This is a genomic window from Achromobacter sp. CSND-B12 (assembly GCF_052906545.1).
Map to the genome: position 1 here is coordinate 6265408 of NZ_JBREGJ010000001.1, position 25690 is coordinate 6291097.

The window sequence follows — 25690 nt, forward strand, 5'->3', positions numbered from 1 at the left end:
TGATCAGGCGGTGGCGCGGCGCTCGCCGGCGCGGCGGCCGTTCAGCCGCCAGTGCAGGGCCACGGCGGCCAGCGCCACGGCCGCGGCGGCGGCCAGGCCGAGGCTTTCAAAACCCGCGTGGGTATACAGGGTGCCGGCGACGGCCGTGCCGACGCTCGCCCCCAGGTAGGTCGTGCAGGTGTTCAAGCCCAGCACCGCGCCGCGTTCGTCGGGACGGGCGCGCGACAACAGCAGCACCAGCAGGTTCAGACTCAGTTGCGAGGCGGCGCCCCACAGCACGGCGATCGCCAGCACCGCGGCCAGGGCATGCGCGGCGGGCAGCAGCGCCAGGTAGACCGCCGTGATGGTGGCAAGCGCCAGCGGCAGGGCGCGACGCGGCCCGAGCCGCTCGATCAGCGGCGCGCCGGCCAGGCCGGCCAGCAGGAACCCGGCGCCATAGGCGAAGGCGATGAAGCCCACCTGGCCCGCGGTCAGGCTCAGGAGTGTGCGGACGTGGTCGGCCAGGAAAGCGTAGACGCCATAGAACGCGGACGAGAACGCCAGGCAGCCCAGCAGCAAGACAGGCACGTCGCGGTACGACAGCGGCGCCAGCAGGCGCGACAGCCGGGGCGGCGCGGCGTGGGTATTGCGGCGTTCGGGCAGCGTGCGCAGGCCGGCCACGGCGACTGCGGCGCACAGCGCCAGCACCCCATAGGTGGCGCGCCAGCCGACGGCGTCGGAAATCAGCGCCGATAGCGGCACGCCGGCCACCAGCGAAACCGACCAGCCGGAGATCACGCGGCCCAGCGCCCGCGTTTCCTGGCCCGTGGGGGCCACCAGCGAGGCCGATCCGTACGCGGCCGGCAGGATTACTCCGGCGGCGGCTCCCGCCAGCGCCTGGGCCACGGTCAGCACAAGCCAGTGTGGCGCGCAGGCCGACAGCAGCAGGGCGGCGATCAGCACCGTCATTGCGCCCCGCAGCGAACGCCGGATACCCCAGCGATCGATTCGGGCAGCCAGCAGGAAAGCGCTGGCCGCGGTGGCGGCGCCGTAGGCGGAGATCGCGGTGCTGACGGTCAGGGGCGTGCTGGCGAACGAGCGGGCGACGTCGGACAGGATAGGGCTGAGCGCCAGGCCGTTGGAGCCGACCACGCTGACGGCGAACATGAGGGTCGGAATGGCGGCCGGAAGGGGTGGGGTGCGGGGAGTGTGGTGCGGGGTGTCGCGGTTCTGCATCCGCAGAATTTTATTGGAATAAAATAAGGGTTAATACCGATATTCCCTTATCCCGTAAAAGTTCGAATGCCGTTAGGCAGAACCAGATTCCAATGCCAGATATCGACGACCGCGACCGAAAACTATTAACGCTGCTGGCGGATGACGCCTCGCCCAGCTACGCCGAATTGGGCAAATTGCTGAATCTGTCGGCGCCCGCCGTGCATGAACGGGTCAAGCGCCTCAAGCGGGATGGCTTGATCAAGGGCATCGCCGCCAAGCTCGATGGCGCCCGCATCGGCCGTCCGCTGCTGGCCTTCGTGCACGTCGACACCGCCAACTGGAGCATCACCCAGCAAGTGCTGGGGCTGGCCGAGCTCACCGAGGTGGAGGAAATCCACACCATCACCGGCAAGAGCGCCATGTTGCTCAAGGTCCGGGTGCGCGACACGCAGGCCCTGGAGGCGCTGCTGGCGCGCATCCACCAGATCGAAGGCATCACCAACACTACCAGCGATATCGCGCTGACCAGCTACCTGGAACGCGGTCCGCTGCCGGAAACCGCGTGAGCCCCGCTGGCGGCCCCGCGGGCCGCCGCGTTCAGCGTGCCGGACGCAGCCGCAGCCGGGTGATTTCCGATGGCGCGCCCAGGCGCTTGGGCGGACCCCAGTAGCCGGTGCCGCGGCTGATGTAGATCCACATCCGGTCCAACCGGTGCAGCCCCGCCGTGTACGGCTGCTGGAAGCGCACGAAAAACCCCCAGGGGAAGAATTGCCCGCCATGCGTGTGGCCGGACAACTGCAGGGTGTAGCCCAGCGGTGCGGCCGCGGCGGCGCTGCGCGGCTGGTGCGCCAGAAGGATTCGGGCCACCGCGTCGGACGGCGCCCCCGCCAGCGCCGCGGCCGGGTTGCTGCGCTGTTGTGGATCGAAGGCGCCGGCGCTGTAGTCGGTGACGCCGGCCACCACCAGCGGCAGGCCGGCCGGATGGATCACCGCGTGCTCGTTCATCAGCACGCGCAGGCCCATGCGGCGGAATTCCGCCACCCAGGGGGCCGCGCCCGAATAGTATTCATGGTTGCCCGTCACCAGGTACACGCCGAAGGGCGCCCGCAGCGCGCCCAGCGGACTGGCCTGGGCGGCCAGTTGTTCGACACTGCCGTCGACCACGTCGCCGGTGATGGCGACAATGTCCGGCGTCAGCTCGTTGACGGCGTCGACAATGGCCTGCACGTAGCGGCGCTTGATGGTGGGGCCGACATGAATATCGCTGATCTGGGCGATGGTGAAGCCGTCAAGGTCCGCCGGCAGGCCGTGGACAGGCACGTCCACCGTGACCACGCGGGCGCGGCGGCGGGCGTTGTAGAAGCCCACCAGCGTAGCGGTCAGCGCCAGCCCGGCTACCGCCAACGCGGTGGCGCGTCGCAGCCAGGCCCACGGCGGCTGCAGACCGGTGGCCAGGTCGACCAGCCACAGGATCAGCAACAGCGCGTCGCGCAGCACCGTCAACACGAACAGCGACGAGAACAGGCCCATTGCGATCAGGCCGACCCAGGCGATGCGATCGCCCCAGGGCGGGTGCACCGACGAGCGCGCCAGCATGCCCAGCGGGATCAGAATGCATGACAGGAGCAGCAGCAGGATGGCGCAAGCGGCGCCCGCTCCGGACAGGGCGGCATCGGCGATCAGGCGGGCGCCGACATAAACGTGGGCGAGCGCGCCCAGGGTCAGGAAACGCAGGAAAAACGACGATTGGCGCAGGGACACGGGCGGTTGGGCGGGGACCGGCACAAGGCCGGCCCGACGAGAGCGGAGGAACCGCCATTCTATGCCGCGCCGGGCTGCTTCCCGCCGTCGCAGCGCCCCCGCGCCGCGCGGCCTCAGGCCGGCGCCAGCAGGGTGGCATCCAGTTCATCGAGGCGATTGATGCCCAGCATGGCCATGTTGCGGTCAACCTCGGCCCGCAACAGGCCGATGGCGTGCGCCACGCCCGCCTGGCCGCCGACCGCCGCGGCGTAGTTGAACGGCCGCCCCACGAACACGAAGCGCGCGCCCAGGGCCAGCGCCTTGAGCACGTCGCCGCCGCGGCGCACGCCGCTGTCCATCATCACGGGCATGGCGCCTGCCTCGGCCACCACGCCGGGCAAGGCGCGCAGCGGAGCAATGGCGCCATCCAACTGGCGGCCGCCATGGTTCGACACGATGATGCCGTCGGCGCCATGTTCGCGCGCCAGGCGCGCGTCCTGTGGATGCAGGATGCCCTTGATGATGAGCGTGCCCGGCCATTGGCGGCGGATGCGCGCCACGTGTTCCCAGCTGAGATGGTCGCGCGCGCTGAAGTCGCGCAGCACCGACGCCGATACGATGGGCGCGCCGCGAGTGGCGAACGAATTCTCGAAATGCGGCATGCCGTGGGCCAGCAGCGTGCGCAGGAAGGTGCCGGCCAGCCAGCGCGGCCGGGTCAGGCCGTCCCAGGCCAGTCGCAGGCTGGGCTTGAGGGGCGTCGAGAATCCGGTGCGCACGTTGTTCTCGCGGTTGGCGGAGACGGGGATGTCCACCGTCAGCACCAGCGTTTCATAGCCGGCGCGGGCCGCGCGCGCCACCAGCGCGTCGATGCGCGCGGGATCGCCGGGCAGGTAGGCCTGGAACCAGGTGCCGGGCGCCTGCTCGATGACTTCTTCCAGGGGGATCAGCGCGGTGCCGCTGAGAATGGCGGGAATGCCCTGTTCGCGGGCGGCGCGCGCCAGCACGATATCGCCGCGATAGGCCGACAGTGCGCTGATGCCCATGGGCGCGATGCCGAATGGCGATTCGTAGCGCTGGCCGAACAGTTCCGTGTGCTGGCTGCGGCCCGACACGTCGACCAGCACCCGCGGCTGGAACGCGTAGCGGCCGAAGGCGTCGCGATTGGCTTGCAGCGACTGGTTGTCCTCGGCGGCGCCGGCGACGTAGCCGAATATCGGGCGTGGCAGGCGCCGGCGCGCGGCGGCCTCGAAATCGTCCAGGGACAGCATGCGCGCCAGGGCACGGGCGGGACGGGGCGTGGCGCGGGTCGCGGACGCGGGGGCGGGCAGGACGCTCGTAGTCATTGGAGGAGGCGAAAAACCTCCAATCTACCCAGCCCGCCTGATCGTATAAAGCGAATAAAACCGCTATTGCCTGTTCGCTTTTTCCGGACAACACGGCGCCGCTGTGCGAACTGCCGCGTTCATCGGTTTGCGCGTTCGCGCGAACCGCCGCGTTCGTCGGTTTGCGCAGTCGCGCGAACCGCCGCGTTCATCGGTTTGCGCAGCCGCGCGAACCGCCCCATGCCGTCGGTTTCAGTCCCGCGGCAGCGCCAGCAATTCACCCATGCGCACCGGGCCACGCACCGAGGGCGTGTCGGCCCAGCGGATCCTGTCCGGCCCGAACAGCACGATCGCGGTCGAACCCAGCTTGAAGCGGCCCATCTCGGCGCCCTTGGCCAGATGGATCGGCGCGCGCGCGGCGTCGTCGTAGCGCACCGCCTTGACGCGGCGCTTGTACGGCGTGACCAGCCCGGCCCACACGGTTTCGATCGACGCCACGATCATGGCGCCGACCAGCACCACGGCCATCGGCCCGTGTTCGGTGTCGAACAGGCAGACCACGCGCTCGTTGCGCGCGAACAGGCGCGGCACGTTGCGCGCGGTCAGCGGGTTGACCGAGAACAGCCGGCCCGGCACATGGATCATCTCGCGCAGCGTGCCGGCCACCGGCATGTGGACGCGGTGGTAGTCCTTGGGCGACAGGTAGATGGTGGCGAATTCCCCGCCCTGGAAGGGCGCGGCGCGTTCGGCGTCGCCGCCGAGCAGTTCGGTCAGGCCGTAGCTGTGGCCCTTGGCCTGGAAGATGCGGCCATGTTCGATGGCGCCCATCTGGCTGATGGCGCCATCGGCGGGGCACAGCACGCCGCCGGGCTCGTCATCGAGCGGACGGGCGTCCGGCTTGAGGGCGCGGGTGAAGAAATCGTTGAAGCAATCGAAGGCCAGCGCGTCTTCCTGCTCGGCTTCGCGCATGTCCACGCCGTACTTGCGTACGAAGCGCGAGATCATCCAGTTCTTGATCGCGGGTTCCCGGCAGTCCGAGGCGTAGCCGAAGAGGCGCGACACCAGGTGATGCGGCGCGAGGTATTGGCTGGCGAGGAAGAGTTGGTCTTTGATCGGCATCTAGGGCGCTAAAAAACGCGTCCCGCGGACAGCGGGACGTGGTTGGGGTTGACGCGGATAGGCCTGCGCCCGGCGTGCAAACGACGCGATTGTAACGCGTTCGTCCCGCCAGTGGACCTCCTGTCGGAAGGTGTTTGCGGCGGCGCCCGATCAGGCGGCGGCCTTGGCCGACAGCTTGGTCTTGTAGAGCCAGTCCTTGTAGTCGTCCAGGTCGCCGTCGAACGGGCTGAAGCGGCCGTCGGCGACGATGATGAACTGGTCGGTGGTGGCGCGCAGCAGGTGGCGGTCGTGAGAGACCAGCACCAGCGTGCCTTCGAACTGCGCCAGCGCGGTGGTCAGCGCTTCGCGGGTTTCCAGGTCCAGGTGGTTGGTGGGCTCATCGAGCAGCAGCAGATTGGGGCGCTGCCAGACGATCAGCGCCAGCGCCAGGCGCGCCTTCTCGCCGCCGGAGAAGGGCGCGATCGAGCTGGTGGCCATGGCGCCGTTGAAATTGAAGCTGCCCAGGAAGTTGCGCAGTTCCTGTTCGCGCACCGTGGGCGCGATCTTGGTCATGTGCCACAGCGGCGATTCGTCGTGGCGCAGCATCTCGACCTGGTGCTGGGCGAAGTAGCCGATCGACAGGCCCTTGTTGAACTGCGTCTCGCCGGCCAGCGACTGCAACTCGCCGGCGATGGTCTTGATGAAGGTCGACTTGCCGGCGCCGTTGATGCCCAGCAGGCCCAGGCGCTGGCCCGCCTGCAATGAAAAGTCGATGCCCGACACGATGATGCTGTCGGAGGTGACGCCGCTGTCCTCGTCGGTGTTGCGGTAGCCGGCGCTGACCTTGTCCATCGTCAACAGCGGATTGGGCGCGCGCAGCGGCTCGCGGAACTCGAACGAGAACTCGGCCGCGGCGCGCAGCGGCGCCACTTCTTCCATGCGGGCCAGCGCCTTGATGCGGCTCTGCGCCTGGCGCGCCTTGCTGGCCTGGGCCTTGAAGCGGTCGATGAAGGATTGCAGGTGCGCGCGCTGGCGCATCTGCTTTTCGATCATGCCCTGCGCCAGTTCCAGTTGAGCCGCGCGCTGGCGCTCGAACGACGAGTAGTTGCCCGAGTAGCGCTTGAGCTTGCGTTCGTCGATGTGGACGATGACGTTGACCACGCCGTCCAGGAAGTCGCGGTCATGCGAGATGACGATGAGCGTGCCCGGATAGCGCTTGAGCCAATCCTCCAGCCAGATGATGGCGTCCAGGTCCAGGTGGTTGGTGGGCTCGTCCAGCAGCAGCAGGTCGGACGGGCACATCAACGCCTGCGCCAGGTTCAGCCGCATGCGCCAGCCGCCGGAGAAGCTGGTGAGCGGCAGCTGCATCTGCGCCTGCGTGAAGCCCAGGCCGGTCAGCAATTGCTCGGCGCGCGAGTGCACCGTGTAGGCATCGGCGTCGGCCAGCGCGGCGTAGATATCGGCCATGCGCAGGCCGTTCTCGGCGCTCTCGGGCTCCGCTTCCAGCGCGGCCAGCTCGGCTTCGAGCCTGCGCAGCGTGACGTCGCCGTCGATGGCGTATTCGATGGCGGGACGGTCTAGCGCCGGCGTTTCCTGCGCCACGTAGGCCATGCGCCAGCTGGCGGGATAATCGAGGTCGCCCTGGTCGGCGTGCAGCGTGCCGCGCAGCAGGCCGAACAGGCTCGACTTGCCGGCGCCGTTGGCGCCGATCAGGCCGATCTTGTCGCCGGGGTTGAGCAGCAGGTCGACCTTGTCGAACAAGGGCTTGACGCCGCGCATCAGTGAAACTTGTTGGAAGCGGATCATGAATCGTGTGGCTGGAGGGCGCGCAGGGCGCGCGGCAAGGCTCCCGCCACAAGCTGCGGCGCAAAAAGGGGAACCGTGGAGGAATCGCGCCGGCGGCGTGGCAGGGTGGGCCGCGCCAGGCGCGACAGGCGGATGGGGCAGGGCGCCCATCCGATCGCGGCCGCTATTGTAGCTGGCCGCGCGGACCGTCGCCCCGCGTGGTGTTCAGTCCGGATCCGGTTGGCCGGCGATCGCGGCGGCCAGGGCCAGCAGGCGTTCGGCTTCGCGCGCATGCAGGTTCTCGACCAGGGCGCCGTCGACCACCGCCACGCCCCGGCCCGCCGCCCGCGCCGCGTGCCAGGCTTCCAATCGCCTGCGCGCGCTGGCCAGCTCGGCGTCGGTGGGCGCGAAGGCGGCATTGGCCGCTGCGATCTGCCTGGGGTGGATCAGTGTCTTGCCATCGAACCCCTGGTCGCGCCCCTGCTTGCAGGCGGCGGCCAGGCCGGCGTCGTCGTCCAGGTCCAGGTGCACGCCATCGAGGACCGCCAGGCCATGGGCCCGCGCCGCCAGCACCGCCAGCGAGCGCGCCAGCAGGGTTTCGTGGCGTTCCGGGGTATGACGCGCATGCAGGTCCTTGACCAGGTCGGAGGTGCCGACCACGATCGCGGCGAGGCGGGGATGGCCGCCGGCGATGGCGTCGAGGCGCAGGAATCCCAGCGGCGTTTCCGCCATGGCCCACAGCGGCAAGGTGGCGGGCGCGCCAGCAGCATCCAGGGCGCGCGCCAGCGCATCGAGTTCGACCGCCGATTGCACCTTGGGCAGCAACACCGCGTCGGCGCCGGCGCGCGCGATGGCGCGTGCATCGTCCAGGCCCCACGGCGTATTGAGGGCGTTGATGCGGACCACGCATTCGCGCCGCCCGTAGCCGCCGGCGCGCAGGGCGGCCACCACCTGTTGCCGCGCAAGCGCCTTGGCGTCCGGCGCGACCGCGTCCTCGAGGTCGAGGATCAGCGCATCGGCGTCGAGGTCGCGGGCCTTGTCCAGGGCGCGCGCATTGGCGCCAGGCATGTAGAGGACGGAACGGCGAGGGCGTGCGGTCAGTGGCATGGCGGCGGTTGTTCAGGACTGGAGGTTGCCAACGATCTGCACGGGCATGGTGCAGACGTAGCCGACGCCATAGACCGTGCGGATGCCCATGTCGGCGCCCGCCTGCGCCCGCAGTTTGCGGCGCAGGCGGTGCATGTGGGCATCGAGCCGATGCGTGTCGTAGGCTTCGGCGCTGGCGCCCAGGGCCTCGACCAGCCGGCCGCGCGAAAGCGGCAGCGGGGCGGCCTGGATCAAGGCGCCGATGAGGCGGCTTTCGGTATCGGTGATGTCGACGTGGACGCGCTTGGGCGACACCAGCATGCGGCGCGCCGGGTCGAAGCGCCAGATCTCGGCGGAGGGGGCTTCGGGGTCGACGGCCGGCACCACCCGCAGGCGTCGCGACAGCGACACCAGCGTCGCGCCCAGTTCGGCCAGGTTGACGGGCTTGGTGAGGTAATGGTCGGCGCCCAGGCTCAATCCCGACACCTTGTCTTCGCTCAGCAGGCGGCCGGTCAGCATGATGATGCCCATTGACGGATAGGTGGTGCGCAAGTGCGACACCCGCGCCAGGCCATCGCCGTCCGGCAGCATGGCGTCCAGCACCAGGATGCCCGGCGTGACACTCAGCAGCAACTGGTCCAGCTCGGCCAGCGATCCGGCGGTGAGGATGGCTTCGCCCAGGCCGAGGTCGTGGATAAATTCGGCGATGGTGTCGCGCCAGTCCCCGTGATCGTCGACGATGATGATGGTCACGGCGCCGGACAAGCTAGCGGTTGTGCTCGAGGCGCTCCAAGGGCAAACACGCTTTCCGCTCCTTTCATGCTACGGCTTCTTATTGGTGTGGGTGAGTCCGCCGGGCGCGGGCGCAGGACCGGAAGGCACGCCAACCGGTGTGGTCCCCTCGAGGCGCTTCGCGGAGAATATCATTATCGCCGTTGCGGCGGCGCCGCATATTGCGATGCAACGCGCCCGACGCGGCCGGCCCGGCCGAGGAAATGGGGCTGATCAAAAAATGCGCAGCCCCTGCCGTGTGGCGGGAACGGCCAGCAGCCGTGCGCGGGCGACTTTTTTATCCACAGAAACTGTGGATAAAAAACAGCGGCTGGAAGTTGTTCACCGCCAGGGCGCCATCACTCGGCGCCCGTTCGCGGGTCCGCCAGGTATTCGACCGGCACGCCCTGCGGCACGCGGCGCACGCGGTCGCGTTCGATGCGGGGCGGAGCGAATCGCGTCTTGCGCGCGGCCGCATTCTGCAGCAGGACCGACAGCACCGCGCCCTTGTCCTGGATCCATTGGGTCTTGCCGCGCAGCAGCTTCATCGCATTTTCCGCGGTTCCCAGTTTGTAGGACATGGAGTTGATCTGCACCGCGTTCTTGCCATCGAAAGCAGACTCGTCCTGCTCAGTAATGGCCGCCGCGTCGAGGTTGTTGCTTTCGTGGTCGACGCGGTAGATGAATTTGATGCCGCTGAACGGGTCGCGCACGACGACGAGCTTGTCCGAGCCCGAGACGTCCGACAGCATGCCGATGACCGGCGACTCGACCAGCTGGTTGCCCCGTTGCTCTTCGGTGTAGATGAAGATGCTGCGGCGATTGTGCCCGAGCGACGCGGGCGGGGCGAGGGGAGAACGATCCATACCTGACTTGAGAAGGGCGGGGAGGGGCAGAACCCGTCCCGCGGTACTGCGTTAACGGCCTCGAGTCGCGGGAACTTGAGTGCCGGCCATGATGAAACCACAAAGAGCGAGCGCCGCGACGTTCAGGGCGCGCGCCGCAGGCGCGCCAGCAGGCGCGCTTTGGCGGCGGGCCAATCGTCGTCGAGGATGGCGAAATAGACCATGTCGCGGGTGCGTCCGGACTGCGCGATCAGGTGCTTGCGAAACACGCCTTCCTCGACGCCGCCGATGCGCAGGATGGCTTGCCGCGATTGCACATTGGCCGCCTCCGTCTTGAATACGACGCGTATGATACCAATTGTTTCAAAGGCGTGCTGCAATAAAAGATATTTCGCTTCGGTGTTGGCGCCGCTGCGCTGGCTGGCGGGTGTCAGCCAGGTGGCGCCGATCTCCAGGCGCCTGTGCGGCAGCGCGATATCCATGTACCGGGTCGTGCCGATGACCTGGCCGTCGGCGCGGCGGACGATGGCGAACGGCAGGCAGGCGCCCGCCGCCTGGCCCGCCAGGGCGCGTTCGACATAGCGGCGCATGTCCGCGGCCGACGCCACCGGTTCGGGCTGCAGCCGCCACAGTTCCGGATCGAGGCCGACTTGCGCGAGCGGACCCGCGTGGTCCAGCGTCAGGGGTTCCAGACGCACGATCTGGCCATCGAGCGTGACCGGTTGAAGGGAAGCGGGGGCGGGCATGGCGTGGCTCCGTGAGCGCGTCGGGGTCGGGCGCGGACCGTCGTGGCAGGCCTCCCCGGGGCGACGGATGATTCTACGCCCGTGGTCGTGGCTTGCCGAACCCCTCGCGGCGGCGCAGAATGCCGCGCATGAAAACAGACGTGGTAGTCCTGGGCGCGGGTATCGTCGGCGTGAGCGCGGCGCTGCATCTGCAGGCGCGCGGCCGCGCGGTGACCCTGCTGGACCGGCGCGGTCCGGGCGAGGAAACCAGCTACGGCAATGCCGGGTTGATCGAACGCGCCAGCGTCATTCCCTATGCCTTTCCGCGCGACTGGCGCAGCCTGTTGCGCTATGCCGGCAACCGTCGGCCCGACGTCCGCTACCATGCGCGCTTCCTGCCGCGCATCGCGCCCTGGCTGCTGCGTTACTGGTGGCATTCCGCGCCGCCCCGGCTGGCGCGGGCGGCCGCCGCCATGCTGCCGCTGATCGAGCGCAGCGTGGCCGAGCACGACGCGCTCAAGGACGCGGCCGGCATCGGCCGGCTGTTCCGCCGCAATGGCTGGATCGACGGCATGCGGACCCAGGCCAGCCTCGATGGCGCGGTCGCCGAGGCCGCCGCGCTGGCGGCCTACGGATTGGATTACGCGGTGCTGGACCGCCAGGGCCTGGCGGCGCTGGAACCGTCATTGTCGTCGCGCCTGGTGGGCGCGATCCATTGGCGCGATCCGGTCAATGTATCGGACCCGGGAGCGGTGGCGCGCGGCTACGCGGCCTTGTTCCAGCAACGCGGCGGCATACTGGCGCGGGGGGATGCGCGCACGCTGGAGTCGGTGTCCGGCGGCTGGCGGGTGCGTGGGGCGACGGGGCCGCTGGAGGCGCGCGACGTGGTGGTTGCGCTGGGCCCCTGGTCGCCCGATGTATTGCGGCCGCTGGGATATCGCATACCGATGGCGGTCAAGCGCGGCTATCACCAGCATTTCGCGCTGGAGGGCGGCGCCGCGCTGTCGCGGCCGGTGGCCGATATCGACAGTGGTTTCGTGGTATCGCCCATGACGCTGGGCCTGCGCCTGACCACCGGGGCCGAGTTCGCGCCGCGCGACGCGGCGCCGACGCCGGTACAGGTGGCGCGTACCCGGGCGCTGGCGGCGCAACTGCTGCCGCTGGGCGCCGCGGTGGAGAAGACGCCCTGGATGGGATGCCGGCCGTGCATGCCGGACATGCGGCCGGTGATCGGCCCGGCGCCGCGCCATCCGGGATTGTGGCTGGCGTTCGGCCATGCGCACCACGGCTTCACGCTGGGGCCGGTGACCGGCAAGCTGCTGGCCTGCCTGGTGACGGGGCAGGCGCCGGACATGGACCCGGCGCCTTACGCCTTGAACCGCTGAGGCGGCGCCGGTTCAGGCGTGGGCGCGGCGCTCGCGCACCGCTTGCGCCAGCAGGTCCAGCACCGGCAGCGTCTGGGCCCAGCCCAGGCAGGCGTCGGTGATCGACACGCCATGGCGCAACGGCTGGCCCGGCTTGAGATCCTGGCGGCCTTCCTCGAGGTGGCTTTCGATCATCACGCCGGTGATGCGGCGATCGCCGCGGCTGAGCTGGGCGGCGATGTCGCGCGCCACGTCGACCTGGCGCAGGTGCGACTTGTTGGAATTGGCGTGCGAGCAATCGATCATGACCTGTTCGCGTTGGCCGGCGGCGCGCAGCACGGCGCAACAGGCGTCGACGCTGGCCGCATCGTAGTTCGGGCCTTGCTTGCCGCCGCGCAGGATCACGTGGGTGTCCACGTTGCCGCGGGTTTCGAAGATGGCGGCCATGCCCATCTTGGTCATGCCCATGAAGGCATGCTTGGCGCTGGCGGCGACGATGGCGTCGGCCGCGATCTGCACGCCGCCGTCGGTGCCGTTCTTGAACCCCAGCGGGCAGCTCAGGCCGGAGCTGAGCTGGCGATGGCTGGGACTTTCGGTGGTGCGCGCGCCGATGGCGCCCCAGGCGATCAGGTCGGCGATGTATTGCGGGCTGAGCAGGTCGAGGAATTCGGTGGCGATCGGCAGGCCCAGGCCGCTGATGTCCAGCAGCAGCTCGCGGGCACGGCGCAGGCCTTCGTTGATGCGGAAGCTGCCATCCAGGCGCGGGTCGTTGATGTAGCCCTTCCAGCCGACGGTGGTGCGCGGCTTTTCGAAGTACACGCGCATGACGACCAGCAGGTCATCGCGATACTGGTCGGCGGCGGCGCGCAGCTGGCGCGCGTATTCCATGGCCTGGGCGTGGTCGTGGATGGAGCAGGGGCCGACCACCAGCACCAAGCGGTCGTCGCGGCCGTGCAGCACGTCGGCGATGCGGGCGCGGCTGTCTTCGACCAGCGTCTGGATCTCGGCCGAAACCGGCAGTTCGTCCTGCAGCAGGGCGGGCGAAATCAACGGCCGCACGGCGCTGATGCGGGTGTCGTCCGTGCGGGTGTTGTCCTGGGTGGCGTCGGCCGTGCCGACCTCGCGGTCGTGCAGGGGATCGTCAATGCGGGTCAAGGGAAGCTCCGTGCCATAGATGCGGAAAAGAGCGTCATTATCGCACCGGCGGGCTTCGTCCGTCCGGGCTATGTCCCCCACGGTCTAGGCCGATCGGCGGCCGCGGGGGCGCAATAGGACCTAGCCCGTCGTCGCCGGCGCTACAGTCGCGGAAGATGCCGTAGCATGGAGGGACATGCCGACATCCCGAGGACGTGCGCGATGCCCAAGACCGACGCCGGTGCCAACCGACGGATCCTTCTGGTGGAAGACCACCCCGTGGAGCGGGCCTATCTGCAGAATATGCTGCTGGCGCTGGGCTATCGCCGGGTCGCGGGCGTGGGCAGCAGCACCGAAGCCGTCAGCGCGCTGGCGCGCCAGGCCTACGACGTGGTGATCAGCGACATCGTCATGGGCGAAGGTGACGGCACGCGCCTGCCGACCGAGTTGCGCCAACTGGTCGACGGAGGCCGGCTCAAGAGCATGCCGCCCATCATCTGGATCAGCAGCCTGTCGGACGAACTGCTGCAGTCGCACGTGCGGCTGGCGCTGCAGGGCGGCTGCCCGTCGTCGCTGGCGCTGTCCAAGCCGGTCTCGCGCAACGCCATGCAGCATGCCGTCAAAATGGCCCTGCACAGCATCGAGCACGGCACGACGGCTTCGCCGCGCCAGACGGCCGTGCGGCGCGATGAAATCGAGGCCGAACTGGGCCATGCGCTGAGTTCGGGCGAGGGCATGAGCGTGGTGCTGCAGCCGCAGGTCGACCTGGACAGCGGTCGCGCCGTCGCGGCCGAAGCGCTGTCGCGCTGGACCCATCCATCGTTGGGCGCCATTCCCGCCGTTGACTTCGTGCCGGCCGCGCACCGGCTGGGGCTGGACCAGACCCTGTTCAACCGCGTTGCCGATTGCGTGGTCGAGGTGCAGGTGGCGATGCACGCGGAGGGAATCGCGGTGCCGATCGCGATCAACGCATCGGCCTCGACGCTGTGCGCGCCCGGCCTGCCGGACGCGTTGGAAACGCGCGTGACGCAGGCCGGCCTGCCGACCCGCCTGGTCAAGGTGGAGCTTACCGAGGACGAGCCGGTCACCGACTGGTTGACGCTGTCGTCGGCGCTGAACCTGCTGCGGGTGCGCGGCTTCGAGCTGGCGATGGACGACTTTGGCGCCGGCATTGCGTCGATGCGGCTGTTTTCGGCCATGCCGTTCACGGAACTGAAGATCGACCGCGATTTCATCGTCCACATGCACCGCGAGCCGGCGTCGCGCGCGGTGGTGGCGGCCGCCATCGAAATGGGACGCGTCCTGGGGCGCCGGGTGGTGGCCGAAGGGGTCGAGCAGGAGCGCGACATCCAGTTGCTGCGCGAACTCGGTTGCAAGGTGGCGCAGGGCTATGGGATTTCGGTGCCGCTGCCGCCGGACGATTTCATCGCGTTCTGCCGCCGGCGATGAGCGCCCCGGCGGCAGCCGCGAAGACGGTCGTCGTCAGAGGCCGGCCACGTCGATGTCGCCCGGATGATCGACCGAGAACTTGAACACCACGTCGCGCGATTTGCCCGGTTCCATTTCCCAGTTCCAGACCAGCACGCCGTCGTCTTCGCGCTTGATGTCGCGCTCGGCGGGCGACAGCAGCTTGACTTCGATCTTCTCGTTGCGCGAGATCGGCAGGTGATCCTTGAAGGTGACCTGTTCCTTGGTGGCCTTGTTGTTCTTGACGGTGATCTTGTACTCGTAGGTCACGCGCTTGCCGTTGCCGGAAAAACCGGTGCTTTCGGTGAAGCGATTGACCAGCTGGCGCTTGATCGAGATGCCGTCGTCGGCGCCCAGCGCCAGTTCGAGTTTCTCGCCCGGCATCACCGTCTTCATGGAAGAGGCGGCGACGAAGGCGTCATCCAGGAAGGTGTTGAGCGTGCCCGCCAGGAACGGGTAGTCGGTGCCGTTGCTGGCCAGGGCGGTCAGGAAGGCCGCCTCGCGCAGCGCCGGCGTGGATTGGTATTGCAGCGTGGCGGGCAGCTTGGCGGTGGTGATGGCGACGCGCTGCACGCTGTTGTCCGACGGCAACGTGGCCGGGGCGCGGATCTGGAACGACGCGCTGGTGGCCTCCGACTGTACCGCGGCGGTCGAGTCCTTGACGTCTTCCAGCGCATACGCCGCCTCGTCGGCCGCCATCTCGGCACTGGCCTTGGCGCTCATGCGCGCGCGAGATTCGTTGCGCGCGACCGGCGCGGGGGCCGTCGCCGGCATCGGCCTGACCGGTTGCGGCGGCGCCGCCACATCGATGATCCACGGATTCAGCTTGGGCGCGCCGCCGCCCAGGGCTGGCCGCGCGGTCGACAGCGTCAGCTTGACGTTGTTCCAGTCCTCGCCGGTGTTCTGCCGGATGACGCCGAAATAACCCAGGTCGACGCTGCGGTCGGCCGGGCGCAGGCGCGCGTCGTAGGCAGGCGTCCAGCGCGCCCCGGCCACCGCGTAGGAAACGTTCAGGTCGAGCTTGCCGGCGCGCGCCAGGTTGACGCGTAGCGTGACGGTCTTGGTGCGGCGGTTGAGCTGGCCCTGCAGCTGGCCCAATTCGCCTTGGGCGGCGGACAACTGGCGTTCCAGGTCTTCGCGTTGCTCGGCGACACGACGCAGGCCGGCCAGCACGCGGTTGAGCGTGTCGGCGCTGAGCGACTGGATCGCCTTCAGTTCATCCAGGGTCGGGCGCGGACCGTCCTTGGCCGGTTCGGTGGCGCCCCGTTGCATCATCGCCACCAGTTCGCGCTGGTTCTCCAGCACCGCCGCCTCGTCGTCGAGCGCGGCCTGCTGGCCCTCGATCTTGCGGATCTGATCTTCCAGCTGCTTGACGCGGTCGTTGGGCGTATCGGCCTGGAAGGCGTCGCGCACCCGCACGTCCAGCAGGGTGGCCTGGCCGGTGCTCTTGGCGGACACCTGCAGCGAGTTTTCCTGCAGGCTGGCCGGCAGCTTTTCCAGCACCAGCTCGTGCTCGCCGGCCTGCAGGTCGCTGCTGGCGGCGCGGGTGACCACGGCGCGGTCCTGGTAGACCGTGACGGCGCCGATGGAGGAGGCCAGTCCGGCCGCCGCGGCCAGACCGGGAAGCGTGGCAAGGGCCACAGCCAGGAGAGTACGTTGCACGTGTGCACCTATGGGCGGGTTGCGCCGGCCGGGCCCCGCCAGGGGGCCGCTGCGGCGATAGCGCGACAATTTACAGGGCGCCGCGCCGCCGGGGTTTACAGGAGGTGACAAAGGCGACAAGGCGATACCAGGCGGGTTTCACGCTGGCGCCGCGTGTTCCGGGTGGGCCAGCCCCCGCAGCATCTGGACCGCGTTGCGCGCGGCGATGGAGCGGTCGTGGCGGCGGTAGGCCATGTCCAGCAAGGCATGCGGCGCATCGCCCTTGATCGGCCGGTACTCGATTCCTTGCGCGCCCATGTGGCGCATGGCCGCCGGCACGATCGAGATGCCCACGCCCGCCGCCACCAGGCTGACGATGGACGCCATCTGCGGCGCCTCCTGGATCACGCGGGGCGTGAAGCCGGCGCGCAGGCAGGCGCCCTGGATGGCATCGTACAGGCCGGCGCCGATCGGGCGCGGATAGAGCACGAAATCCTGGTCCGCGAGGGCGGCGATGGGCACGCTGCGCTTGCGGCTGAGCGGATGGCCGGGAGGCAGGGCGATCAACATCGGTTCGTCCAGCACGCGCTCGGATTCGAACTCCGGGTCAAGCACGTAGGGCGGCCGCACGAATGCCACGTCCACGGCATTCTCGCGCAGGCCGCGCAGCAGGCTGATGGTGTTGCTTTCCGTGAGGCTGATGCGCACGTCGGGATAGCGGTCGCGGAACGCCCGGATGGCGCGCGGCAGATAGGGATGGAACACGGCCGAGGCCGTGAATCCGACGGTGATGGCGCCATGCTCGCCCCGTCCGAGGCGGCGCGCCGTGTCGATGGCGCGGTCGGCGCTGGCCAGGATGGCGCGCGCGTCTTCCAGGAATTGGGCGCCGGCCTCGGTCAGTTCGACGCCGCGCGGCAGGCGCAGGAACAGCGGCGTGCCGATCTCGCGCTCCAGCTGCTGGATCTGCTGGCTCAGCGGCGGCTGGCCGATACCCAGCCGCGCGGCGGCGCGGGTGAAGTGCAGCTCGTCGGCCACCACGGTGAAATAGCGCAGGTGTCTCAGTTCCATCGTTATTAAATATAGCGAGTGCCGGTTTCATATATTGGACATATGCAGGGGAAAAGTCTACTTTGGTCACACGGGCCGTTGCCCGGTGTTTTTCGAGAATCCCGATGTCCACTGCTTCCGCCGCTTCCGCCTCCACCCCTGGCGCCGCGTCCCCCGCGCCGCAGCCCGATTACCTGGCGCGCGGCACGCCGGCCCTGCGGCGCGCCCAATGGGCGCTGTTCGCGGCCGGTTTTTCGACCTTTTCGCTGCTGTATTGCGTGCAGCCGCTGATGCCGCTGTTCACGCAGGCCTTTGGCGTGTCCCCGGCCGAGAGCAGCCTGGTGCTGTCGCTCTGTACCGGCCTGCTGGCCATCGCCATCTTCCTGGTCGGCCTGTTTTCCCAGGCGTTGCCGCGCAAGCGGATCATGGCGCTGTCGCTGCTGGCCTCGGCCATCCTGGGCACGGCGGCGGCGATCGCGCCCGACTGGCACAGCCTGCTGGCGTTGCGCGCCCTGCAAGGCGTGGCGATGGGCGGGGTGCCGGCGGTGGCCATGGCCTACCTGGCCGAGGAAGTCGAACCCGACACGCTGGGTTTCGCGATGGGGCTGTACATCAGCGGCAGCGCCTTCGGCGGGCTCTCCGGCCGCGTCATCACCGGCCTGGTGTCGGATCATTTCGGATGGCGCGCGGCCCTGGGCACGCTGGGGCTGCTGGGCGTGGTGGCGGCCGTGCTGTTCATCTGGCTGCTGCCGGCCTCGCGGCGCTTCACGCCGCAGCGCCCGCGCGGCTGGGCCGGCGTGGCTGGCGACGTGCGAGCCGGCATCGGCGCGCATCTGCGCAACGGCCCGCTGTGCGGCCTGTTCGCCATGGGCGGCCTGTTGATGGGCGCGTTCGTCACGGTTTACAACTATGTCGGCTTCCGCCTGCTGGCGCCGCCGTTTTCGCTGAGCCAGACGTTCATCGGCTTCATTTTCGTGGTGTACCTGGTCGGCATTTTCGCTTCCACCTATTTCGGCCGCCTGGCCGATCGCCATGGACGCGGCGCCATGCTGGCGGCCGCGACCGGCCTGGCGCTGGCGGGCCTGCTGCTGACCCTGTCGGATGCCTTGCCGCTGCTGATCGCGGGCATCGTGGTGTTCACCTTCGGATTCTTCGCCGCGCATGCGGTGGCCAGCGGTTGGGTCGGCCAGATGTCGCGCGGCTACAAGGCCTTGGCGGCTTCGCTGTACCTGCTGGTGTATTACGTCGGCTCCAGTGTGCTGGGTTCGCTGGGCGGACATTTCTGGACCGATGGCCGTTGGCCGGGCGTGGCCGCGATGGCCGGCGGCCTGCTGGCGTTGGCATTGCTCATCAGCGCGGCGCTGTACTGGCGCACGGCGCGTCTGCCGCAAGCGCCCGCGGTCGGGGGGAGCGCGTCATAATCGCATGCCCCCATCCTGGAGACCGCGCATGTTTTCGCATGTTTGCCTTGGCGTCAACGATTTCGATCGTGCCCATGCTTTCTATTCCGTCCTCACGCAGGCGCTCGGGCTCTCGCCGCGCTTTCTCGAGCGCGAGCGGCCGTGGGCAGGCTGGCAGCCGGCCGGCGGCGGCCGCCCGTTACTGGTGATCGGCACGGCCTACGATGGCGCGCCGGCCGCGCCGGGCAATGGGCAGATGACAGCGTTCCTGGCTGAAGACCGCGCCACCGTGGATCGTTGCCACGCACTGGCGCTGGCGCACGGCGGGCGCTGCGAAGGGCCACCGGGCCTGCGGCCTGAGTACCATGCGAATTACTACGGCGCCTATTTCCGCGACCCCGACGGTAACAAGCTGTGCGTGGTGTGCCATACGGCCTGACGCGGCCGGTCTTCGCAGTTTCGGTACGGCAGGCGCGACGTCCGGATTCCGTCCGGGGATGCCGCGGCCGCAACGGCTGTCAGGCCGGCGTCCGCAGAGGGGGCGCCTCGGCCGCCAGCGTCGCGTCCATGCCCTGACTGAGGGCCGCCAGCAACAGGTGCGGTTCGAGGCTCAACTGGGCGAGCACCATGCTGCATCGGGACAGGCGGGCCAGGTCTTGCGGCGCCAGGGCGGCCAGCCACTGGCAGGCCTGGGCCGATATCTGCATGCCCGCCAGCGCCGGCAGGTTGCCGCTGCGCGCCATCCGCTGCAACAGCAGCAGATACATGAGATTGGTTTCGTGGATGTCGCGCAGAAGTTCGGTGGATCTCGGCATCGGGTGCCCCTCACTTCATTGAATCCGCGGCCAGCGGCCGCAGCCGGGAACAGACAAGGCGCGAGCGTCCTGGAGGGGCGTCTGATCAAGCCGGCGGACTTGCGTGTCGCGGGCTTGTGTGCCGGTATGGTCCGTTGATCATATTTAAGCGGTCCGGGGCCGTCAGTAATGGATTTCCCGCAGCAGGGCGGGGGATATCGCTATATCGGTAAACAGACGCATTCTCATTTATAATGCCTCGCATGTCGACGGCGCCGCCCACGCGGATGCCATGTTGCCCGCCATTCCGAGAGGCCTCCGATGACCCTAGCTTTCCAGGCGCCCAATTCGCTGCACCGCGAACACGCGGCCTTGCTCGTCGCCTATGGCCAGGCCCAGGCGCGCTGCAGCCGCCTGCTGAGCGCCCAGGCGCAGCGCATCCAATGCCTGGAAGCCGAGGTCTTCAAGCTGCGCGCGGCGGTGATCCAGCGCGATACGGCGCTGGCCTGGGCGCGGGAAGATCGCGCCGCGCTCGAGGGCGCGATCCCCGGGCTGCCCCGGCGCGTGGCGCTGGCGCGGCGCGTGGCGCAATTGATGGAGCGGGTGCAGAACCTGATGCGCGAGCGCCTGGCCTGGCAGGACCGTGCCGCCCAGGCGCGCGCCCGCCCGCTCGATTCCGCCGCGGAGCCGCCGGTGCCTGCCGCGGTCATCGCCGCGGCCACGCTGCGCGAAAAATCCGTGCTGTGCGTGGGCGAGGATGCCATGGCCCTGATGTTGACGCGAAAGGTGGTGGAAATGGCTGGGGGGCGCTACCTGGGCCATTGCGGCGGTGAAAGCACCGATGGCGACACCCTCGAAGCCAGCCTGGTGGCGGCGGACCTGGTCATCTGCCAGACAGGTTGCGTCAGCCACGGCGCCTATTGGCGCGTGAAGGACCACTGCACCCGCACCGGCAAGCAATGCGTGCTGGTCGACAAGCCCGAGGCGCTGACGGCGCTGGGGCTGGCGCGCGAAAGCGCCGAATCGCCGCGCTGAGCCTCCTGGGTCGTGCCATATCGCCGTAATGCCGCGTTACCTTGGGTTGCGGCTGTTGCGGCGCGCTCGCAATACAGTCTGGAAACCCTGCAGGAGATTCCATGCTGACCCAGCGAGACCGCGTACCCCATCCCTGGACCGACACGCTCGCGCGGCTCGAGGACGAGCGCGTCATGCTGCAACGCATTGCCGCCGGCGTGCCGCTGGCCGAGGTGCTGGGGCACATGCTGCACGCCATCGAGGCCCAATCCAGCGTTGAACTGCGCGCCTCGATCGCGCTGGTCGACGAAACCGGCGCATTCCTGCGCCATGGCGCCGCGCCCAGCCTGCCGGCGGCCTTCAATGCCGCGATCGATCCGGCGCCGATCGGGCCGCAGATGGCTTCGTGGGGCGCGGCCGCGCATTGCGGCTGTCCGGTGTACGTCGAGGACATCGCCACCCACCCGGCCTGGGCGCGGTGGCGCTCGCTGGCGCTGGCGCACGGGCTGAGGGCGTGCTGGTCCACGCCCATCAAGGCGGCGGATGGGCATCTGCTCGGCGTGTTTTCGAACTACTACATGGCGCCGCGCTCTCCCACGGCCGACGATATCGACGCCATCGCCGTGATCACGCGCAGCGCCGCGCTGGCGATCGAACGACACGTGACCGAGACCGCGCTGCGCCGTAGCGGCGAGCGCTGGCGCGCCATGTTCGAAGGCATGCAGGAGGCGTTCTTCCTGAGCGAGGCGCTGCGCGACGCGCAAGGGCGTATCGTCGATTTCCGTTTTATCGAGGTCAACCCGGCATTCGAGCGCCAAAGCGGCATGAAGGAGGGCGATACGCTCGGCCATACGTTGCGCGAGATGATACCCGGCGTGCCGGACCAGATCCTGGACACGTTTGCGCAGGTGGTCGAAAGTGGCGTGCCCGCGCAGTTCGAGTTCGCCGTGCCGGCGCCGCGCCAGGCCTGGTACGAGGCGCGCGCGCGGCGCCAGGGCGATAACCAGATGATGGCGCTGTTCCTGGATGTCACCGCGCGCAAGGCAGCCGAGGCGGAGTTGTGGGAAGGCCAGCACCGCAAGAATTTCATGCTGGGGCTGGGCGACCGCATGCGCGAACTGCAGCAGCAGTCCGCGATCGAGCAGCTTGCCTGCGAAAGTCTGGGCCAGCACCTTGCGCTTGGCCTGGTGGCGGTGGTGGACTGGCCGGGGGAGGGGGCCGAACCGGTGCTCTCGACCCAATGGCGGCCGGGGGCGGCCGGTGACGCGATGCAGGCGGGCGCGGACCCCACGCTCCTGGACGAGCGCTTGTGCGAGGCGCTGCGCGGCGGGCGCACCGCTTTCATGGAGCCGTTGCTGGCGCAGGCCGATGGAGATATCGTGCCGTCCGCCATCGTGGTGCCGATGGGCCGCTGGGGGCGCCAGGGCGGCGCGCTGGTGGCCCGGCCGGCGCCCGGCGCCCATCTGCGGCGCGGCGATATCACCTGCATCGAGGAGGTGGCCGAGCGGCTCTGCGGCGCGGTCGAGCGGTCGCAGTACGCTCGCATGCTGGAGCAGCGGGTCGAGCATGCCATCGCCGAACGCGATCGCATCTGGCGCCTGTCGCCGGAATTGCTCGCGGTGATCGACAGCCAGGGACGCTATGCCAGCGTGAATCCCGCGGTGCGATCGATCCTGGGGTGGACCCCGGAGCAATTCCTGGCGATGGGATTGCGCCAGCAGATCCATCCGGACGACTACGAAGCCACGCGCGCGGCGCTGGCGCAGGCCCGGCACGCGCCGGCATCGCAGGGAGTGCGGCACCTGGAGAATCGCATCCTCAAGCGCGACGGCAGCTACGCCTGGATCACCTGGAGCATGTCATGGGCGCAGGACAGTCTGTACATGGCGGGCCGTGACGACACGGACCTGAAATTGCAGGCCAAGACGCTGTTGGAAACCGAGAATGCGTTGCGCCAGGCGCAGAAGATGGAGGCGGTGGGCCGGCTCACCGGCGGCATTGCGCACGATTTCAATAACATGCTGCAGGGAATCACCGGCGCGCTCTATCTGATCCAGCGCAAGCTGGCGGCGGGCACGCCGGAGCAGGCGACGCGGTTTGTCGGCGTAGCGATGGACTCGGCCAACCGCGCGGCCCATCTGACCCAGCGCCTGCTGGCGTTTTCGCGGCGCCAGCCGATCGATCCCCAGCCATTCGCGGTGGCCGCCACGCTGCAATCGATGGTGGACCTGTTCCATCGCTATACCGGCGAGGCCGTGTCACTGGTCTTCGATCTGGAACCCGGCCTGTGGCCGGTGCGCTGCGATCGCAACCAGTTCGAGAGCGCGGTGCTGAACCTGGTGATCAACGCCTGCGACGCGATGCCTGACGGCGGCACGCTGACGGTGTCGGGCTCGAACACACAGCTGGACGAAAGCTTCCTGCTGCCCTATCCGGGCATACCGCCCGGGGCGTTCGTCGAGCTGCGGGTGACCGACGTCGGCTGCGGCATGACGCCAGACGTGCTGGCGCATGCCTTCGATCCCTTCTTCACCACCAAGCCGCTGGGGCAGGGCACGGGCCTGGGCCTGTCGATGATCTACGGCTTCGCCAAGCAGGCGGGGGGCATCGTGACCCTGGAAAGCGAGGTGGGCGCCGGCACCTCGGTCAGCATTTTCCTGCCGCGCTTCGAAGGCGTCACGATCGCGCCGGCCGCGTCGGCGCCCACGGCCGGCCCCCTGGCCGGCGGAGCGCGCCAGGCGGTGGTCATGGTGGTTGAGGACGAGGCCAATGTGCGCGAAATGGTCTGCGAATGCCTGGCCGAGCTCGGCATGCGGGTATTGGCGGCGGAAGACGGCGACACGGGCCTGGAACGGCTGCGCGCCAATGCCGATATCGACCTGTTGATCTCCGACGTGGGGCTGCCCGGCCTGAATGGCCGCCAACTGGCCGACGCCGCGCGCGCTACGCATCCGGGCCTGAAAGTGCTGTTGATGACCGGCTATGCGGAAAGCGCCGCGCGGGGCTCGGGCTTCCTTGACACCGGCATGGAGCTGATCGTCAAGCCGTTCGCGCTGGATGCGCTGGCGCAACGGGTGCAACGCATGCTGGAATCCTCCGGCGCGCATACCGATGGCAGGCGCCTGCCGACGGGATGACCGGGTTGCATGTGCGGGGGGCATGACGAGGTTTCAAGCGGCGGTAAAAATTGCCGCTGGCGCAACGCCGCCCGCGGGCGCCGGGCCACGGGAATGGGGATTGCTACAGGAGCAGGGCAACCTGACCAAGGAGTGAACCCATGAAAATCCGTGCGTTGACCTATGCCGTCGTCGTGGCCGCCAGTCTGGGCGGCTCCGCCGCCTGGGCGCAATCCGCCAGCCCCACGGCGCCATCCACCACCCCGAATGACGGCACCGCCGTGCAACCGAACCGGCCGGTGCCGCCGGGCCAGGCCGCCCCGGCGCCGAACGCCACGCCGAGCACGCAGAGCATGCCGCCCAATGTGGACAAGCGGGGTACCACGCCGTCCTCGGACAAGCGCAGCGGCGAAATGCCGAACCGCAATAGCGAGGCCAATGACAATGTGCCGCGCACCCCAGCGGCCGGCGCCACGCCGCCTCCGGGCTATCCCAACACCGGCGGCAGCAAGTAGATGTGGCGGCGGCCCGCGCGTCCGCCGGGGCGCGCGGGCCGTGTCGGCCCTGGACGCCACGCGGGGAGCGATCCTGATCGCTCCCCGCGTGGCGTTTCAACACGACAAGACGGTCAATGGGCGCGTCGCAATTCAGCGGGAGGAAGGCGCAATTGGCCACGATACTTCGACACGGTGCGGCGTGCCAGGACGATGCCATTGGCGGCCAGTTGCTGGGCCAGGGCGACGTCGGACAAGGGCATGGCGGGGTCTTCGGCCTCGATCAGTTCCTTGATCAGCGCGCGCACCGCGGCGGCCGAGCAGGTCCCGCCCGAGTCGGTGGCCAGCTCACGCGAGAAGAAATGGCGGAACTCGAAGACGCCGCGGGGCGTCACCATGTACTTGCTGACCGTGGCGCGTGACACCGTGGATTCATGCATGTCGAGGTCATCCGCAACTTCTTTCAGCATCAATGGTCGCAGCGCCACTTCCCCGTATTCAAAGAAGGTCTGCTGACGCTTGACGATGGCCTCGGCGACACGCTGTATGGTGGTGTAGCGCTGCTCCACATTGCGCACCAGCCAGCGGGCCTCCTGCAGCTCCTGCGCCATGGGGCTGCGGTCGTCCAGCCGGGCCCGCCGGAACAGGTCGGCATAGACCTGGTGCAGGCGGGCCTGCGGCATCGCGCTGCGGTTGGGCACGACGCGCCAGCGCGAGCGCCATTTGTCGACGAACACGTCCGGCACCACATAGACCGGCGCCTGCCCGTCATAGCGGCGACCTGGCTTGGGGTCCAGATTGCGGATGAGCGCGCAGGCCTCGCGCAACGCGTCGTCGGAGCAGTTCAGCGCCCGCCGCAAGCCGGCGACGTCGTTCTTGGCGAGCCGGTCGATCTGCCCGCGCACGATATCCAGCGCCAGTTTGCGCAGCGACGCGTCGATGCCGGGCGCGGCCTCCAGTTGCAGCGCCAGGCACTCCGGCAGATCGCGCGCGGCCAGGCCCGGCACATCCAGTTGCTGCACCAGGCGCAGCGCCGCCAGCCATTCGCTGTCATCCGGCGGGGGGTGAAATCGGCGCTCAGCGCATTGCACAGGTTCGCGGTCGGCGTGCGCAGATAGCCGTCCTCGTCGAGCGCATCGATGATGAATTCGGCCAGCAACCGGTCGCGCGGTCCGAGCCGGTAGTTGCCCAGCTCCAGCGACAGCTTTTCGCGCATCGACACGGGCGCGCTGGCCCACTGGCTCAGGTCGTGGTCTTCGCCGTCGCCACGGGAAGGAACGGGATAGTCGCCCGCGTATTCGGGCGTGGTGGCGGCAGGTTCCAGGGTGACCTGCGTGGTCTCCCCCGCTGGTGTTTCGGGTTCGGACGGATCGCCGACGGGCGGCGCGGTCGGTTCAGTGGCGTCCTGCGCCGGGTCCGGCACTTGCTCCTCGACTTCCTCCAGAAACGGATTGCTCGCCAGTGCCAGCTCGACGGCGGTGGTGAATTCGAGCGCCGACATCTGCAGCAGCTTGACGGACTGCTGCAACCGGGGAGCCAGCGTCATCTGCTGGCGCAGGCGCAATTCTTGCATCGGGTGTCCCAAGAAACTCTCCTGCAACGCGGGCCGCCGGAAGGGCGGCGCATTCCTGGAACGATGCAATAATCATG

At 69.0% G+C, this 25690-nt stretch carries 21 protein-coding genes and 1 pseudogene; 8 read left to right on the plus strand and 14 right to left on the minus strand.

Annotated elements, in window-relative coordinates:
- Positions 1 to 3 precede the first annotated feature (3 nt).
- The gene (locus ACUTAG_RS29430; protein ID WP_020927562.1) at positions 4 to 1146 is read right to left on the minus strand and encodes an MFS transporter; all 1143 of its coding nucleotides are present in this window, start codon (positions 1144 to 1146) and stop codon (positions 4 to 6) included.
- A gap of 161 nt (positions 1147 to 1307) precedes the next feature.
- Here ACUTAG_RS29430 and ACUTAG_RS29435 point away from each other — a divergent pair, with 161 nt between their 5' ends.
- On the plus strand, positions 1308 to 1763 hold the full coding sequence (locus tag ACUTAG_RS29435) for an Lrp/AsnC family transcriptional regulator (RefSeq protein ID WP_148319021.1): 456 nt from the start codon (positions 1308 to 1310) through the stop codon (positions 1761 to 1763).
- 31 nt (positions 1764 to 1794) lie between these two features.
- Here ACUTAG_RS29435 and ACUTAG_RS29440 read toward each other — a convergent pair whose 3' ends face one another.
- The 8 genes from ACUTAG_RS29440 to ACUTAG_RS29475 all read right to left on the minus strand — a co-directional run bounded on the left by ACUTAG_RS29440 (position 1795) and on the right by ACUTAG_RS29475 (position 10590).
- On the minus strand, positions 1795 to 2958 hold the full coding sequence (locus ACUTAG_RS29440) for a metallophosphoesterase (protein ID WP_446650432.1): 1164 nt from the start codon (positions 2956 to 2958) through the stop codon (positions 1795 to 1797).
- Positions 2959 to 3071: 113 nt separating this feature from the next.
- A complete protein-coding gene (locus ACUTAG_RS29445; protein WP_054513988.1) occupies positions 3072 to 4280 on the minus strand; it encodes an alpha-hydroxy acid oxidase in 1209 nt (402 codons plus the stop codon).
- Positions 4281 to 4511: 231 nt separating this feature from the next.
- Positions 4512 to 5378 carry an archaetidylserine decarboxylase gene (gene asd / locus ACUTAG_RS29450; protein ID WP_047990735.1) on the minus strand — a complete coding sequence of 289 codons (867 nt, stop codon included), beginning with the start codon at positions 5376 to 5378 and terminating at the stop codon, positions 4512 to 4514.
- 150 nt (positions 5379 to 5528) lie between these two features.
- Positions 5529 to 7163, minus strand: a complete 1635-nt coding sequence (locus ACUTAG_RS29455; protein ID WP_020927567.1) for an ATP-binding cassette domain-containing protein — start codon at positions 7161 to 7163, stop codon at positions 5529 to 5531.
- A gap of 204 nt (positions 7164 to 7367) precedes the next feature.
- Positions 7368 to 8249, minus strand: coding sequence for an HpcH/HpaI aldolase/citrate lyase family protein (locus ACUTAG_RS29460; RefSeq protein ID WP_107315447.1), 882 nt, complete (start codon positions 8247 to 8249; stop codon positions 7368 to 7370).
- Between the two features lie 12 nt (positions 8250 to 8261).
- The gene (locus ACUTAG_RS29465; RefSeq protein WP_035182282.1) at positions 8262 to 8981 is read right to left on the minus strand and encodes a response regulator transcription factor; all 720 of its coding nucleotides are present in this window, start codon (positions 8979 to 8981) and stop codon (positions 8262 to 8264) included.
- A gap of 377 nt (positions 8982 to 9358) precedes the next feature.
- The gene (locus ACUTAG_RS29470; protein ID WP_006386071.1) at positions 9359 to 9865 is read right to left on the minus strand and encodes a hypothetical protein; all 507 of its coding nucleotides are present in this window, start codon (positions 9863 to 9865) and stop codon (positions 9359 to 9361) included.
- 122 nt (positions 9866 to 9987) lie between these two features.
- A complete protein-coding gene (locus ACUTAG_RS29475) occupies positions 9988 to 10590 on the minus strand; it encodes a GNAT family N-acetyltransferase (protein WP_024068785.1) in 603 nt (200 codons plus the stop codon).
- Between the two features lie 128 nt (positions 10591 to 10718).
- Here ACUTAG_RS29475 and ACUTAG_RS29480 point away from each other — a divergent pair, with 128 nt between their 5' ends.
- On the plus strand, positions 10719 to 11954 hold the full coding sequence (locus tag ACUTAG_RS29480; protein ID WP_035182279.1) for an NAD(P)/FAD-dependent oxidoreductase: 1236 nt from the start codon (positions 10719 to 10721) through the stop codon (positions 11952 to 11954).
- A 12-nt stretch (positions 11955 to 11966) separates the two neighbouring features.
- On the opposite strand, the gene ACUTAG_RS29485 is transcribed toward ACUTAG_RS29480, so the two are convergent.
- Positions 11967 to 13088 carry a 3-deoxy-7-phosphoheptulonate synthase gene (locus ACUTAG_RS29485; RefSeq protein ID WP_006386068.1) on the minus strand — a complete coding sequence of 374 codons (1122 nt, stop codon included), beginning with the start codon at positions 13086 to 13088 and terminating at the stop codon, positions 11967 to 11969.
- Between the two features lie 201 nt (positions 13089 to 13289).
- Between ACUTAG_RS29485 and ACUTAG_RS29490 the strand changes: the two genes are divergently transcribed.
- Complete coding sequence (locus ACUTAG_RS29490) at positions 13290 to 14516, plus strand: EAL domain-containing response regulator (RefSeq protein ID WP_006386067.1); 1227 nt, start codon at positions 13290 to 13292, stop codon at positions 14514 to 14516.
- Between the two features lie 33 nt (positions 14517 to 14549).
- Here the strand turns inward: ACUTAG_RS29490 and ACUTAG_RS29495 are convergent, their stop codons facing one another.
- Positions 14550 to 16196, minus strand: coding sequence for a mucoidy inhibitor MuiA family protein (locus tag ACUTAG_RS29495; RefSeq protein ID WP_241122994.1), 1647 nt, complete (start codon positions 16194 to 16196; stop codon positions 14550 to 14552).
- Positions 16197 to 16334: 138 nt separating this feature from the next.
- Complete coding sequence (locus ACUTAG_RS29500) at positions 16335 to 17243, minus strand: LysR family transcriptional regulator (protein ID WP_006386065.1); 909 nt, start codon at positions 17241 to 17243, stop codon at positions 16335 to 16337.
- Between the two features lie 104 nt (positions 17244 to 17347).
- Between ACUTAG_RS29500 and ACUTAG_RS29505 the strand changes: the two genes are divergently transcribed.
- A complete protein-coding gene (locus ACUTAG_RS29505) occupies positions 17348 to 18643 on the plus strand; it encodes an MFS transporter (protein WP_082391951.1) in 1296 nt (431 codons plus the stop codon).
- A gap of 28 nt (positions 18644 to 18671) precedes the next feature.
- Positions 18672 to 19061: a VOC family protein gene (locus ACUTAG_RS29510; protein WP_054447600.1), complete on the plus strand. Its 390-nt coding sequence runs from the start codon at positions 18672 to 18674 to the stop codon at positions 19059 to 19061.
- Between the two features lie 79 nt (positions 19062 to 19140).
- Here ACUTAG_RS29510 and ACUTAG_RS29515 read toward each other — a convergent pair whose 3' ends face one another.
- Positions 19141 to 19437, minus strand: coding sequence for a flagellar transcriptional regulator FlhD (locus ACUTAG_RS29515; RefSeq protein ID WP_054517377.1), 297 nt, complete (start codon positions 19435 to 19437; stop codon positions 19141 to 19143).
- Between the two features lie 300 nt (positions 19438 to 19737).
- On the opposite strand from ACUTAG_RS29515, the gene ACUTAG_RS29520 reads away from it, so the two are divergent.
- The 3 genes from ACUTAG_RS29520 to ACUTAG_RS29530 all read left to right on the plus strand — a co-directional run bounded on the left by ACUTAG_RS29520 (position 19738) and on the right by ACUTAG_RS29530 (position 24061).
- Positions 19738 to 20451, plus strand: coding sequence for a DUF2325 domain-containing protein (locus ACUTAG_RS29520; protein WP_052102865.1), 714 nt, complete (start codon positions 19738 to 19740; stop codon positions 20449 to 20451).
- A 101-nt stretch (positions 20452 to 20552) separates the two neighbouring features.
- Positions 20553 to 23567, plus strand: a complete 3015-nt coding sequence (locus ACUTAG_RS29525) for a PAS domain S-box protein (protein WP_446650433.1) — start codon at positions 20553 to 20555, stop codon at positions 23565 to 23567.
- Positions 23568 to 23707: 140 nt separating this feature from the next.
- Entirely contained in the window at positions 23708 to 24061 is a 354-nt protein-coding gene (locus ACUTAG_RS29530; RefSeq protein WP_020927581.1) for a lipase chaperone, read from the plus strand.
- Positions 24062 to 24174: 113 nt separating this feature from the next.
- On the opposite strand, the pseudogene ACUTAG_RS29535 reads toward ACUTAG_RS29530, so the two are convergent.
- A pseudogene (locus ACUTAG_RS29535) lies at positions 24175 to 25613 on the minus strand (RNA polymerase factor sigma-54).
- Positions 25614 to 25690 lie beyond the last annotated feature (77 nt).

What these genes read in the sequence shown, in the direction of transcription:
- ACUTAG_RS29430 (WP_020927562.1), bottom strand. Translation starts at nt 1,146, where the DNA reads ATGTTCGCCGTCAGCGTGGTCGGCTCCAACGGCCTGGCGCTCAGCCCT.
- ACUTAG_RS29435 (WP_148319021.1), top strand. Translation starts at nt 1,308, where the DNA reads ATGCCAGATATCGACGACCGCGACCGAAAACTATTAACGCTGCTGGCG.
- ACUTAG_RS29445 (WP_054513988.1), bottom strand. Translation starts at nt 4,280, where the DNA reads ATGACTACGAGCGTCCTGCCCGCCCCCGCGTCCGCGACCCGCGCCACG.
- asd (WP_047990735.1), bottom strand. Translation starts at nt 5,378, where the DNA reads ATGCCGATCAAAGACCAACTCTTCCTCGCCAGCCAATACCTCGCGCCG.
- ACUTAG_RS29455 (WP_020927567.1), bottom strand. Translation starts at nt 7,163, where the DNA reads ATGATCCGCTTCCAACAAGTTTCACTGATGCGCGGCGTCAAGCCCTTG.
- ACUTAG_RS29460 (WP_107315447.1), bottom strand. Translation starts at nt 8,249, where the DNA reads ATGCCACTGACCGCACGCCCTCGCCGTTCCGTCCTCTACATGCCTGGC.
- ACUTAG_RS29470 (WP_006386071.1), bottom strand. Translation starts at nt 9,865, where the DNA reads ATGGATCGTTCTCCCCTCGCCCCGCCCGCGTCGCTCGGGCACAATCGC.
- ACUTAG_RS29475 (WP_024068785.1), bottom strand. Translation starts at nt 10,590, where the DNA reads ATGCCCGCCCCCGCTTCCCTTCAACCGGTCACGCTCGATGGCCAGATC.
- ACUTAG_RS29480 (WP_035182279.1), top strand. Translation starts at nt 10,719, where the DNA reads ATGAAAACAGACGTGGTAGTCCTGGGCGCGGGTATCGTCGGCGTGAGC.
- ACUTAG_RS29490 (WP_006386067.1), top strand. Translation starts at nt 13,290, where the DNA reads ATGCCCAAGACCGACGCCGGTGCCAACCGACGGATCCTTCTGGTGGAA.
- ACUTAG_RS29500 (WP_006386065.1), bottom strand. Translation starts at nt 17,243, where the DNA reads ATGGAACTGAGACACCTGCGCTATTTCACCGTGGTGGCCGACGAGCTG.
- ACUTAG_RS29505 (WP_082391951.1), top strand. Translation starts at nt 17,348, where the DNA reads ATGTCCACTGCTTCCGCCGCTTCCGCCTCCACCCCTGGCGCCGCGTCC.
- ACUTAG_RS29510 (WP_054447600.1), top strand. Translation starts at nt 18,672, where the DNA reads ATGTTTTCGCATGTTTGCCTTGGCGTCAACGATTTCGATCGTGCCCAT.
- ACUTAG_RS29515 (WP_054517377.1), bottom strand. Translation starts at nt 19,437, where the DNA reads ATGCCGAGATCCACCGAACTTCTGCGCGACATCCACGAAACCAATCTC.
- ACUTAG_RS29520 (WP_052102865.1), top strand. Translation starts at nt 19,738, where the DNA reads ATGACCCTAGCTTTCCAGGCGCCCAATTCGCTGCACCGCGAACACGCG.
- ACUTAG_RS29525 (WP_446650433.1), top strand. Translation starts at nt 20,553, where the DNA reads ATGCTGACCCAGCGAGACCGCGTACCCCATCCCTGGACCGACACGCTC.
- ACUTAG_RS29530 (WP_020927581.1), top strand. Translation starts at nt 23,708, where the DNA reads ATGAAAATCCGTGCGTTGACCTATGCCGTCGTCGTGGCCGCCAGTCTG.